At 33.8% G+C, this 15,766-nt stretch carries 2 protein-coding genes; both read left to right on the top strand.

The annotated features are described in order from the left end of the window. Positions 1-86: 86 nt before the first annotated feature. Positions 87-1,754, top strand: coding sequence for a condensation domain-containing protein (locus DG508_RS06585; RefSeq protein WP_108867378.1), 1,668 nt, complete (start codon positions 87-89; stop codon positions 1,752-1,754). Positions 1,755-1,797: 43 nt separating this feature from the next. Further along, a partial coding sequence (locus DG508_RS06580; protein WP_159090717.1) for a non-ribosomal peptide synthetase occupies positions 1,798-15,766 on the top strand: 13,969 nt, incomplete at its 3' end.

Here is a 15,766-nt window from a genome sequence, read left to right as displayed (position 1 = left end):
ACATTCATCTTTTTTTAAATAATCCATTCTTAGAAAAAAGATTGTAATCTTTTCTAAGAAGACTAACTTTTTAATACGCTTAAAAAATGGAAAACAAAGAGCTTTCTCTCTTATTGGATAAAATAGAAAAAAATAATATCACTCTTAATCTAAAAGATAAAGAAGATCTTGCAATTAGGATAGATAGAGATGTACCCTTAAATCAAGAAGTTATTGAAGAAATCAAACTTCATAAGTTCGATTTAATAGCGTATCTAGAAAAATTACAAGAATATCACGTTGATAGTGATAATGAAATACAGCAAATAATAGCAAATACAGATGATACCATAGATATTCCGTTATCATATGCACAAGAAAGACTGTACTTTATAGATAAGTATTCTGGGACCTCTAATTACCATATTCCAATAGTTTTACGTATTGAGGGTGGATTTGATATTCCAGTTTTATTAGATGCAGTAAGACAAATTTTAAAAAGACACCAAAGCCTGCGAACGGTCTTTATAGATGCTCAAGATGAACCTTATCAAAAAGTATTATCCGTAGATCAATTTAGTATCACTCAACAAGGGATTAAAAAGGAAGATGTAAATCGAGCAATAGAGGCTACTATAAAAGAACCTTTTGATCTGTCAAAAGACTATATGCTTAGGGTAAATGTCCTGTCTACTTCCTTAGAAGATCAAACTCTGGTAATGGTGATGCATCATATAGCTTCAGATGGTTGGTCGGTTCCTATTTTGCTTCACGAGATAGAAAAGATATATAATGCTGGTTTAAACGGAGAGAAGGTAGCACAACCTCCTTTAGAAATACAATATTCAGATTATAGCCTCTGGCAAAGGAAACATGTATCAGAAGCTGTTTTAAACAAAAAACTAACCTATTGGAAAAATCAATTATCAACGGCTGAACCACTAGAATTACCGCTTGATTACCAACGTCCTTCTATACAAAAAACAGAAGGAGCTTCTTATGAGTTTGAAATCCCACAATCAACTATTCAAGGGCTAAAAAAGGTTTCTCAAACAGAAGGAGCTACACTTTTTATGATACTACTAGGGGTTTGCAAAACCTTATTATATCGGTATAGTGGACAGAATAATATCTGTGTAGGAACTCCAATCGCAAACAGGGGACAGGAAGAAATATCAGGATTAATAGGATATTTTGTAAATACACTACCATTACATACTGTTATAAATGGACAACAAAGCTTTAGAGAATTCCTTTCAGATATTCGTCAAACTACATTAACAGCCTATGATTATCAGGATGTTCCTTTTGAGAAAATAGTAGAAGCAGTAATTACAGATCGAGATCAAAGCAGAACACCACTATTTCAAGTATTGTTTAGTTTGCAAAATAATGAACAAGTACACAGCCTCACATTAGGAGATACAAAAGTGTCTTCTGTAGATAGTATTCATGCCAGTTCAAAGTTTGATCTTTCTTTTGATATCACTGAGTTTGAAGATCGTTTATTGATAGGGATAGAATATTGTACTGCTTTATTTAAAGAATCGACCATAGCCCGTATGGCCTCACATTTTAAGGCATTGGTAGCATCGGTACTATCAGATATTGATACGCCTATCAGTAAATTATCTATGTTGAGTGAGACAGAATCCCATCAGCTTTTGGAAGTTTTTAATGATACGAATCTTCCCTATGATAAGCAATCCACTATTGTCTCTATGTTTAGAAGGCAATCCACATTTTCTCCAGATACCATAGCGATTAGTTTTTAATGATACGAATCTTCCCTATGATAAGCAATCCACTATTGTCTCTATGTTTAGAAGGCAATCCACATTTTCTCCAGATACCATAGCGATTAGTTGTGGTGATGTGTCGATGACGTATGAAGAATTAGAACACCGATCTACACAGCTTTCACATTATTTACATAAAGAAGGAGTACGACCAGGAATGAAGATTCCTATCTGTATGGATCGTTCTATTGATATGATTATAGGTGTTTTGGGTATCCTTAAGACAGGTAGTTGTTATGTTCCTATAGACCCTGATTATCCATCAGATCGCATATCGTTTATGTTATCAGATACAGATGCAGGTTATATTCTTACAGATTCATCCTTGTTTTCATTGTTTAGAGCGTATGAAGGAATTATCGTGTATGATCTAAATTCTTTGATAGGTCAACTAGCTGATGTTGATTTCTCAGAAGCTCCACCATTAGAACCAGTTACAGCAGATACCGCGGCTTATATCATTTATACGTCAGGATCTACAGGAGTTCCCAAGGGAGTAGTAGTTGCCCATAGGTCTATCGTTCGCCTATCCTACATGGATCATTTACCAATAGATTCAGATACAAGAACATTACAGGTATCTTCTATCTCTTTTGATGCCGCTACATTTGAGTTATGGAGTCCATTGCTTCATGGGGGGTCAGTTGTTTTGTATCCAGAACGACATTTAGATTTACAAAAGGTAAATTCTATTATCTCAACTCATAACGTAAACACAGTTTGGTTTACCTCGGCTTTATTTGATCAGTGGGTTGATAGTGATGGAGTAGAAGAATTACCCTTACGCTATGTTTTGTCAGGAGGAGATGTATTAAAGCCCTCTAGTGTATCGAAGTTGTACAGTCGTTCAGCATCAGTAACGATCCTCAATGGGTATGGTCCTACAGAGAATACAACATTTACCTGCTGTTATCGTATTCCACGAGATTTCTCGAATAGGGTTAGTATCCCAATAGGAAGCCCTATCATAGGAACTCAGGTGTATGTATTAGATAGAGAGATGCAATTATGCCCTGTAGGAGTTCCAGGAGAGTTATATACCTCAGGAGAAGGAATTGCTTTGGGATATTTGAACAGACCCGACTTTACCAAGGAGCGTTTTGTTTCAAACCCATATGGTAGTGTAGATAGTAAATTATATAAGACAGGAGATGTAGTTCGCTGGTTATCCACAGGAGATTTGGAGTTTATAGGCAGAAATGACAATCAGGTAAAAATTAGAGGATTTAGAATAGAACTAGAAGAAATAGAACAGCAATTAGATCAGTTACCTCAGATAAATAAATCTACTGTTATTGTAAAGGAGACTCCACAAAAAGATAAATTTTTGGTAGCCTATGTTATTCCAAATGATGATTATGAAGAGAGTGTTGTAAAACATCAATTAAAAACTTCTTTACCAGGATATATGCTACCTCAATTTATAGAGCCAGTAGCAGAATTTCCTATTACAACCAATGGTAAAATAGATAAAGACAAACTCTCTAGGCTTTCAAATTTTGAATTGAAATCTACCGTTTTTGTTCCAGCCACTTCTCAAACCGAAAAAGAATTGGTAACACTCTGGAAAGATTTGTTGGGAAAAGAAAAGATAAGCACTACTCATAGCTTTTTTGAACTAGGAGGGCATTCTTTATTAGTAATGCGTCTTACAACAAAGATTCGATCTCAGATGAATATCGATATCGATATAAGTACTGTGTTTGAAAACCCAACGATAAAAGAATTAGCGGCTATAATAGATCAAAAAGAGAGTACAGAATTAATTCCTATACTACAGCACGAATATGTAGAAGACATCCCGTTATCTTTTTCTCAGGAACGATTATGGTTTTTGGACACCCTTTCGGGTACCTCAAATTACCATATTCCGATTGCACTAAAAATAAAAGGGAATATCGATACATCTTTATTAAAAAAGACGCTGAAAACTATTATACAGCGCCATGAAAGTCTTAGAACAGTATTTTATCAAAAAGACGGAAAAGGATATCAAAAAGTGTTGCCAGTAGAAGGGTTTACCATACAAGAGGAAAAGTTACAGAGAGAAATACAACCTAAAGAGTTGTTATCTATTATAGATAAAAGTGTAAAAAAACCTTTTGACTTATCAAAAGACTATATGGTTCGGGCCAATCTGTTTTTTATATCAGAAGAGGAAACTATTTTGGTAATAACCATGCATCATATAGCTTCAGATGGGTGGTCAATTCCTATTTTTATTTCAGAAATAGAAACAATTTATACGAGTTATGTAGAAAATACAAAAAATCTACTTGAACCAATATCTGTACAATACTCAGACTACAGCATATGGCAAAGGACACAACTGTCAGAAGAATTATTGAACAAGAAACTAGATTTTTGGAAAAAAAACCTAGACAATATTACTCCTTTGGTATTACCCACTGATTATGCAAGGCCTTCTGTTCAAAGTACAAAAGGAGCTGTACTAGAGTTTGAAATAGATCAAGAAGATACCAAAAAGATACATGAATTATCATTGAAACAGCATACAACAGTCTTTATGACATTATTGAGTGTGTTTAAAGTTGTTTTATATCGATACACTGGTCAGAATGATATTTGTATTGGTACTCCAGTAGCCAATAGAGGACAACAGGAAATAACCAATCTTATTGGTTTCTTTGTAAATACATTGGCTATTAGAACACTCGTAGAAGAAGATAGCTCTTTTACAACCCTATTACAGCAAATAAAAGAAAACACACTACAGGCTTATGATCATCAAGAGGTTCCTTTTGAAAGCGTAGTGGATGCTGTGACCAATCAAAGAGATCAGAGTAGAAGTCCAATTTTTCAAGTTCTTTTTAGTATACAAAATAATGAGCAGGTAACCGATATTACATTGGGGGATACTAGTATAGAATCTATCACCTTACCTCATGACACCGCTACTTTTGATTTGTCGTGTAATATCACAGAACGTGATCACAAGTTGTATGTAGAGTTTGAGTATTGTACAGCTCTCTTTAAAAAATCAACAATTGAGCGATTAGAGCAACACTTTAAGAACGCTATTTCTTGCCTGACTCTTAATCCTGAGACACGTATTCAAGAAGTTGCATTACTAGGAATACAGGAACGACAACGATTATTAATAGACTTTAATGATAATCATATACAATATGCTCAAGAAGAAACGATTCTTGATATGTTTACTCAGCAATTAATAGCAAACCCTGATCATATTGCATTAAAACTGGGAGACGTAGTATATAGTTATGACTCTTTAGATAAAAAATCTAATCAACTTGCTCATTATTTGCAGGCATCGGGAGTAGAAAGAGAAGAGTATATACCTATATGCTTAGAGCGCTCTATAGATATGGTAATCGGTGTTTTAGGAATACTAAAAGCAGGAGCTGTATTTATCCCTATAGATCCAAGTTATCCGAAAAAAAGAATAGAATTTATTCTAAAAGATACAAATGCAAGAAAAATAATAAGCCGTTCAGCGTATAGAGATCGTTTTTCTTCAATTTCAACAATAACCCCCATTTTTCAAGAGGAAATACAAAATGAATTACAAGTTCAGAGAACAGATACTCCTCAAATTCCGATATCCCCAGAACAACGTGCCTACGTTATCTATACATCAGGTACTACAGGAAAAGCCAAAGGGGTAGTTTGCAATCATAAAGGACTTTATAGTTCTATGAGAGCAAGAAATGATTATTATAAAGGATACCAAAAAGCACTACTCACTTTATCATTTTCTTTTGATGCTAGTTATGCGGTGGTATTCGGAACTTTACTATCAGGAGGTACATTGGTTTTAGTTAAAGAAGAAGAGATCTACGATATATCTAGAATTGCTAATATTTTTAATGATAATGAAATCGATACCGTAATATGTGGTAGTCAATATTATAACCTGATTTTATCTGTTGATACCATCAATTTAGATACCTTAAAAACGGTAATTCTTGGTGGAGATCATCTTCCTCAAAAAAGTATTCAAAAACATTTTGAAAAAACAAGAGCATCACTTTATAATGAATACGGCCCTACAGAGGCTACCATTTGGGCTTCTGTATCCAAAATTAGTGCAGATAGTAAAGTAACAATAGGAAAACCAATAGCCAATACTCATATACATATTCTAGATGATCAATTAGAACTGGTACCTATTGGAGTGGTAGGAGAATTATGTATAGCAGGAAGACAATTGGCAGTAGGGTATCTTAACAGAGAAGAGCTAACAAAAGAAAAGTTTGTAAATAATCCATTTACACACCATAATGAGAGGCTATACAAAACAGGAGATTTAGCACGATGGTTACCAGATGGAACAATAGAATTTATTGGAAGAAAGGATGATCAGGTTAAAATTAGAGGTTATAGGATAGAGCTGGCTGAAATAACATATCAGTTAGATGAATTAACATCTATTCATCAATCTATAGTTATTGCAAAAACAGATAAACAAGGGACTAAACATATAGTAGCGTACATAGTAACAGATAACACTTTAGATACATCATGGATTCAGGATCAGTTAAAAGATAAATTGCCTGATTATATGATTCCGAAAATATATGTATTTATAGATGCTATTCCTTTGACATATAACGGAAAAGTTGATAAGAAAAAGTTACCAGAGCCAGATTTCTCATTGGAGAATACGTATAGAGCTCCAACTACTATAACAGAACAACAATTAGTAGCTATCTGGAAGGAACTTTTAGAGAAAGAAAAGATTGGAGTATTAGATAATTTCTTTGAACTGGGAGGAGATTCTATCAAAGCCATACAACTAGTAAGTAAAGCCAAAGAAAGAAATATTTTTTTCAAAGTAAAGGATGTATTTACCTATCAAAATATTAGTGCAATTGCCTCAAATTTGGTAAAAGCACAAGACATTCTTACAGAACAGGGAAAACTTATAGGAGAGAGTGGTTTATTACCTGTACAAAAAATGTTTTTTGAAACAAGGTATACGTATTATAACCATTACAATCAATCAATGTTGCTATCATTGGATAAAGCAATAACCTATGATAAATTAAAGAAGGTAATTACTATTTTAATTGATAAACATGATGCACTTCGATTTCAGTATCAAGATATTCATACCGCAAATCCAATACAGCGATATATCACAAAAGCGACATCTTTAAAAAGAGAATTGGTAGCCAATGAAACCGAAATTACAAAAATTTGTGAATCATATCAGCAAAGCCTTTCGGTTACAGAAGGACAGATAGCCAGTTTTGTATTATTAGAAACCCCTTCTGATTTCAAAAAGAACAGACTTTTTATGGCAGTTCATCATTTAGCCATTGATGGAGTCTCATGGAGAATTATTTTTGAAGACCTTCATAAATTACTTGTCAAGGACACAGTGCTTTTTATTGATACTAAAACGACTTCTTATCGACAGTGGCATAAAAAACTAACAATGCTGGCGCAAAGTGTATATATACATTCTCAGCGTTTTTATTGGCAAGATATCTTACAGAATTATACACCACTTTTACCAGAAAACAAAAGTGAAGAAATTACAACATATGGCAATACATATCATCATAGTAATTCCCTTTCGGTAGAAGCTACAGAATCAATCTTATCAAAAATTCATCATATCTACGCTACAGAAATTAATGATGTTTTATTAAGTGCGCTGGCAATAGTAGTAAGTAACTGGACAAATAAAGAAAAAAATGTTATAGGACTAGAAGGACACGGAAGAGAGGAAATCTTTAAAAATGTAGATGTAAGTCAAACAGTAGGATGGTTTACCTCTTTTTATCCTGTTTGTTTATCAAAACAAAATACCATAGCAGAAACGATTATCCATACAAAAGACTTTTTGAGAAGTATCCCAGACAAAGGAATAGGTTTTGGAGTATTAAAATACCTTTCTGACAATGAGGATATTCAGAAAAGTCTAGCCACAAATTTTGACGATATTACGTTTAATTACTTAGGTACTTTTGATAATAGCATGTCAGATGATATGTATTTTGATTTTGCCAAAGAATCAAAAGGTAATGATATCAACCCCGCCAATCATAATCCTCATCAACTGGCAATCAATTGTGTAGTTGTAGATAAACAACTGGTTGTAAATTGGAGCTATGATAGCCTTCGTTATACTAAAGAAACGATTAGCAAATTAGCCACTTCTTATCAATTAGAACTAGAAAATGTAATCAAACATTGTTTAGAACAGACAGAGAAGGTTAAGACTTCATCTGATTATGGGTTGTCAAATTTTGTATCTGCTCATGAGTTGTCCTCGTTTATTAAGAATGACAATCACCCCTCTGTTATAGAAGATATCTATACATTAAGTCCATTGCAAGAAGGTATGTTATTTCACAATCTATTAGGAGATAATACCGAAGCATATGTTATACAATTTAGTTTTGACTTTGTAAAAGGGTTTGATAAGGAGCTGTTTATTAAAAGTTGGGAAACATTATCAAAAACTCATAACATATTACGTACTGCTTTTTTTGTAAATCAATTCGAACAACCAGTACAGGTTGTATATAAAAATTTAGCGCTTTCTGTAACTGAAATAAACTATAGTCAACTCACAGAAGAAGAGGTGACCATAGCAGTAGATACATTCCTTACAGAAGACAGAAAAAAAGGATTCGATATAGAAAAACCGCCACTGGTTCGTTTTACACTAATAAAATTACCTGACAACAGTACAAAATGTGTTATTACCAATCATCACTTATTGTGGGATGGATGGTCTTTCTCATTACTAATGAATCGATTCATTCAAATATATCAAACAATCCAAGAAGGTAATCTATTGCCAGTCTTAGAAAAAGATAATTACGGAGATTTAATAAAAGATATTAAGAATAAAAATCAGCTAGGGCTTGCTGAATTTTGGACTGTATACTTACAGTCAATAGAGAAACCTGCCTATTTACCTTTTATTAATACACCTTCTGATAGAAATAAGGTTTTTGCTAATACTACAGATGAGGTATTGTTTACAAAAGATCAGACTCGCAAAATAATTGATTTTGTTCAAAAACACCATATCACCACCAATACATTACTACAAGGAGCATGGGCATACTTACTTTCTCAATACACTAGTACTGATTCAGTAGTATTTGGAACAACAATTTCAGGGAGAGATGCACAAATTAAAAATATAGAAAATAAAGTAGGGTTGTATATCAATACAATTCCTGTTTGTACAACCGTAAACAAAAATTTGTTGGTCATTGATTGGTTAAAAGAAATTCAATCACAACATACAAATGCTAGAGAAGAATATGGCTATGTACCTCTAAGTCAAATAGAATCGTATAGTGATGTTAAAGAAGCACTATTTGATAGTCTTCTTGTTTTTGAAAATTACCCTGTAGGAACTTCTGATACAGCAGATAAAACAAACATAGAAATAAACAATGTAGTTGCTGAAGAATATGGAAACTATGTAGTAAGCTTATCAATATCTCTTCAGAGCGATCATCTATCGATCAAGTTTACCTATAACAATAAACAACTTGATGCATATTTTGTAGAATTGATTAAAGGGCATTTACAAACAGTATTGTTTAAGATGTTATCAGATATTACCTTAAAAGAAATATCCTATAGAACAGCTACAGAAGACAATAATGTATTGCAGTTTAATACTACAAAATGTCAATACCCTAAAGATAAATCAATTATTACTTTGTTTGATGAATGGGTAGCAAAACAACCTAATGCAGTAGCGGTAACTCACCATGATCAAGAAGTAAATTACAAAGAGTTGTATGATAAATCGGTTCAGATAGCTCAATATTTAATCAATAAAGGAGTTTCTAGACAGGAAAATATTGCAGTACTGATGGATCGTGGTCTGGATATGATAAGCAGTATTTTGGGAATCCTAAGAGCAGGAGCAGTTTACGTGCCAATTCATAAAGAGTATCCAGTAGAACGATTGCACTATATACTAGAGGATGCTAGGGTTAACTATATAGTCTGCTCAGACATATCTGATGTAGAAACAAAAGTAACATCAACAACGGGCTTGTTGAATGTATCAGAAGCATATGATATTGAATTTGATACAACCATAACGGACAAAGCTACTATAGAGGACACTATGTATATCATGTATACATCTGGTACCACAGGCGAGCCAAAAGGAGTAGCAGTAAGTCATAAGAATGTAATAAAACTTGTAAATGAAAAAGGATCAATTGCTATACGTGATAATGACAATGTATTACAATGGTCAAATTTTGCTTTTGACGGTTCTATATATGAAATTTTTGGCACCCTTCTTAATGGAGCACATTTACACCTTATAAATGAGGAACATGCTGCAGATGCTTTTGCACTGACAGAAATAATAGAACAAAAGGAAATTTCGGTAAGTTTTATGACCACCACATTATTCAATGCGGTTGTAGATACGAATGTTTATGCATTAAAAAACATTAGGAAATTGCTTTTCGGAGGAGAAAAAGCCTCTACATATCATGTCAAAAAAGCATTTGAAGCATTAGGAAAAGGTAAGTTGATCAATGTGTATGGCCCTACCGAAACAGTAGTGTTTGCAACGACATATGATGTGAATACAGTACCAGAAAACACCACCCCAATAGGAAAACCTTTAAACAATACGATCTTATATGTATTGAATAAAGACAAAGAAATATGCTCAATTGGTGTTCCTGGAGAACTTTATATAGGAGGAGATAATGTATCAAAAGGGTATTGGAAAAAACCATCCTTAACAGAGCAATGCTTTATAGATAATCCTTTTAATAAAGGTGAGACCTTATACAAAACAGGAGATTTGGTTAAATGGTTACCCGATGGCTCTATAGATTTTGTAGATAGAATTGGTGGGCAAGTAAAAATAAGAGGTTATAGAATAGAGTTGGGCGAGATAGAAACAGTCTTAGAAAGCTTAGAGTCTATAAACAAGGCGATTGCTCATGTTGTTTCGTATGATACCGATAAACAATTAGTAGCCTATATTCAATCAGATACAGATATAGACACTTCAGAAATTATCTCATGCCTAAAGAAAACGCTACCAGAATACATGGTGCCAATAGCATTTGTACCTGTTGCCAATTTCCCACGAAACATCAACGGAAAAATAGATAAAAAATCATTGCCAGACCCTCGTGATTGGATGTCTGAATCAAAAGAATACGTTGGTCCTGAAACAACAAATCAACAAAAAATGATCACTATTTGGGAACGTATATTGCATAATCCCAAAATAGGAATTTATGATGATTTCTTTGAGAAAGGAGGGCATTCTCTTTCTGCAATTCGATTAGTGTCTGCTGTAAGAGCAGCATACAATGTAGATGTTGGTATTCAAACTATTTTTGAACACCCAAAACTCGTAGACCTAGTAGCATTTGTACAAGAACAAGAGATATCAAAAGTTCCTCAAATAGAAGTTTGTAAGGATAAAAAGAATATCCCTCTTTCTTTTACACAAGAAAGGCTGTGGTTTATAGATAAGTTATCTGGAACAGTAAATTATCATATCCCGATTATACTTAGGGTATCAGGAGCATTTGATCAGAAAGTATTTTTAGAGAGTACGACTCAGATTCTTACAAGACATGAGAGTCTGCGTACAGTATTTAAAGAATCAGAAGGAGTAGCATATCAAGAAGTAATTTCGGCAGATACTTTCACCCTAGACAAGAGCAAGGTCGAAGCACAAGAAATTTTAGAAACAGTTGAACAAATAATAAATCAACCTTTTGATTTATCAAGAGATTATATGCTTCGAGTGGCACTATTGCAAATCTCAGAAAAAGAGCATGTTATTGCAATTGTAACACATCATATAGCTTCTGATGGATGGTCTATTCCTATTTTTATACAAGAGCTAGAGCAATTGTATAATGCAGGACTTGCTAGAGAACAGATAACATTGCCTGTCCTACCAGTGCAGTATAGTGATTATAGTATTTGGCAACATTCGTATCTATCAGGAGGTATACTAGATACAAAATTATCCTACTGGAAAAAGCAATTATCAGGAGTAAGCACCTTAGCGCTACCATTAGATTACCCAAGACCACAAATACAACAAACCAAAGGAGCAGTATATGAATTTGAAATTCCTACATCGCTTACAAAAGCGTTGCATGTATTGACACAATCAGAAGGGGGAACACTTTTTATGACATTACTAGGTGTATACAAAGTGTTATTGCACAAATATAGTGGGCAAAACGATATTTGTGTAGGAACTCCAGTAGCCAATAGAGGACAGTATGAAATTTCTGGATTGATAGGGTACTTTGTGAATACAATAGCATTGAGATCATTTGTTGATCAAAATCAGGTATTTAAGTCGTTATTATCTAATATTCGCGAAACGACATTATCAGCTTTTGATCATCAAGAAGTCTCTTTTGAAAAAATAGTAGATACAATTGTTAGTGATCGAGATCAAAGTAGTACTCCCTTGTTTCAAGTAATGTTTAGTTTACAAAATAATGATCAGGTAACAGATATAACCTTAGGAGAAGCAGTAATATCATCGTTAGAGATCCCACATTCCAGTTCTAAGTTTGATATAACTTTTGATGTTACAGAGGTTGCCGATCGTCTATTGGTTACTGTAGAATATTGCACAGCACTGTTTAAAGAAGCTACTATTGCCCGTATGTCCAACCATTTTATGACATTGGCAGAATCAGTTACAATATCTCCTGAATTGCCTATAAGCCAATTACCAATGCTGACATCTACTGAGAAAGAAGAATTGATCTGTACTTTTAATAAAACAGAAAGTATAACCCAATATTCTGGTACAGTACTCGATATGTTTGCCCATCAGGTAAATATTACTCCCGAGGCAATTGCAATTAGTCATGGCGATAAAAAAATAAGTTATGAGGAGTTAGATAAAAGGTCCAATTATTTAGCATACCATCTACAAAATAAAGGAGTAACCCCAGAAACCTTGGTTCCTATTTGTATTCCTAGATCCATAGAAATGATTGTAGCAATACTAGGGGTACTCAAATCAGGAGGAGCCTATGTTCCAATTGATCCTACGTATCCTAAAGACAGAATCACTTTTATCATAAACGATACAGAGGCAACGATTGTTCTTACAACACAAAAACACAAAGCACAGATTGATATTGATAAAACGATAGATGTTCTGTGTATAGAAACGTTAAAGCAGGAATATTCTAAGAAATATACACCTGTTCCCGTATCTCAAAAACAATTAGCGTATGTAATTTATACTTCAGGAACTACAGGTACACCCAAAGGAGTAATGATAGAACATGCATCGTTGGTTAATCTATGCAAATGGCATCAAGAGTATTATGCTGTAGATCATACTAGCAAAGTCTTGATGATATCGGGAGAAGGTTTTGATGCTTCTGTTTGGGAAATATTTCCATACATAACCAGTGGAGCTGAATTGTTTCCTATAGATGATTCTATTCGTTTACATTCAGAAAATCTATATCATTTTACTGTCAGTAATACTATATCACATGCCTATTTACCTGTAGTTTTATATCATGAACTCATGAATCATGAGTCTGTGAACTATAACGTAAAATATTTGGTAGGAGGAGAAAGTCTTACCCTTCAGAATACTATTGATGATCGATTACAAGTGTATAATAATTATGGGCCTACAGAGAATACAGTAGTTGCTACATGTCATACAATTACCAATCAAGATAAAGGAAAAATCACGATAGGAGAACCAATTGATAATGTACAGGTCTATGTACTGGATGATCAGTTGGCTATAGTACCAATAGGAGTTGTAGGAGAATTATATATAGGAGGAGCCCAAGTAGCAAGGGGGTATCTCAATAAACCAGAACTAACAAAAGAAAAATTTATAAATAATCCTTTTAGTACAACACAACAGCAAGAGCGACTTTATAAAACAGGAGATTTAGTTCGTTGGTTACCTTCTGGAAAACTGGAATTTGTAGGCAGAAACGATAATCAGATTAAAATTAGAGGATATCGTGTAGAACTAGAAGAAATTCGATATCAGTTGTTACAGCTAGAAGAAATTAAAGAGGCTATTGTAATAGCGAATTCCTCCATAAGTAAAGACACCCTACTAGTAGCTTATCTGGTTTCACACGAATCTTTTGATACTAAAGAGATACATGAAAAATTAAAAGGAACTCTCCCTTCTTATATGATTCCAGGAGCATATGTGAATTTGGATAAAATACCATTAACTCCAAATGGAAAGATAGATATCACAGCACTTCCTTATCCAGAAATAAGTGCCTTACAATCGGTAGATTATAAAGCCGCAGAAACTACTTCTGAAAAAAGATTGGTTCAGATATATCAGGAGCTTCTAGGGGTAGAAAAAGTAGGTGTTTATGATGATTTTTTCAGATTAGGTGGAAATTCCCTTTTGGTAATACGTCTTATAGCACAAATCAGAACAGCTTTTAAAATAGAAGTAACAGTACAAGATATTTTTACAGATGCTACAATTTATCACATTGCAAAAAAGATTGAAAACTCTACAGCTACCAATACACTACCTCCATTAGAAAAAAGTAAGAACAAAGAAAGTGTTCCTTTATCATTTTCTCAAGAGCGATTGTGGTTTTTACATAAATTAAGTGGTAGTCAGAATTATCATATTCCGATGGTGTTCAGAGTACGACAAGAACTTCATAAAGAAGCGTTGGCGATAGCACTCAAGAAAATTATAGAAAGACATGAAAGTCTGAGAACAGTCTTTGCTGAGCAAAACGGAGAGGCCATGCAAGCAATAATTCCATCAGAAGACTTTGAACTGCATGATATAGCTCAAACACCAATAAACGAACAGCGTATCGAAGAATACCTAAATCCTTTTATAACCCAACCTTTTGATATCTCTCAAGAATATTCACTCAGGGCAGGTATACTACCAATAGAAGACGATTCAACGATTCTGGTTTTGGTGATGCACCATATCGCTTCAGATGGTTGGTCTGTACCTATTTTTGCGAATGAATTAACAGTACTATATAAAGCAGCGATTGATAATGCCGCCGTTTCATTACCTACATTACCAGTTCAGTATAGTGATTATAGTATATGGCAACGCTCTTATTTGTCTGGAGAAGTATTAGAAAAGAAGCTTTTATACTGGAAAAAACACCTAGAAGGAGTATCTCCTCTAGAATTACCAACTGATTTTATACGCCCCCCAGTTCAACAGTTAGAAGGGAAAATGTATGAATTCTCATTAGAAAATTCTGTAACAAATACGTTAAAAGATATAGCAACTTCTCAAGAAAGTACTTTGTTTATGGTATTGCTAAGTCTTTATAAAATAGTGTTGTTTAAGTATTCTGGACAAGAGGATATTTGTATCGGAACACCAGTTGCAAATAGAGGGCAGGAAGAAGTGTCAGGATTGATAGGGTATTTTGTAAATACATTGGCACTAAGAACACAGGTAAAAAATAAAGAAACCTTTGTTGAGCTACTCAAAAAAGTTAAAAACCATTTGCTTGAAGCTTATGAACATCAAGATGTGCCTTTTGAAAAAGTAGTGGATACTGTTGTAAAAGAAAGAGACCAAAGTAGAACACCATTATTTCAAGTACTATTATCACTTGAAAACACTACCAAAGGCAGTTATCAAAATGAATCTTCTTTTATAGAACCAGTTTCGTTTCCGCATACAACTTCTAAGTTCGATATTTCTATGAATATCTCTGAGTCTGAAGATGGTTTGTCGATAGGGATTGAATATTGCACAGCTTTATTCAAAGAGTCCACTATAGCGCGTATGGCCTCACATTTTAAGGCATTGGTAGCATCGGTACTATCAGATATTGATATGCCTATCAGTAAATTATCTATGTTGAGTGATGCAGAATCTCATCAGCTTTTGGACGTTTTTAATGATACGAATCTTCCCTATGATAAGCAATCCACTATTGTCTCTATGTTTAGAAGGCAATCCACATTTTCTCCAGATACCATAGCGATTAGTTGTGGTGATG

This window comes from Aquimarina aquimarini (assembly GCF_900299535.1).
Taxonomy (GTDB): Bacteria; Bacteroidota; Bacteroidia; order Flavobacteriales; family Flavobacteriaceae; genus Aquimarina; species Aquimarina aquimarini.
The sequence above is the reverse complement of the archived record's forward strand: the minus strand, read 5'-3'. Positions and strand labels throughout refer to the sequence as shown.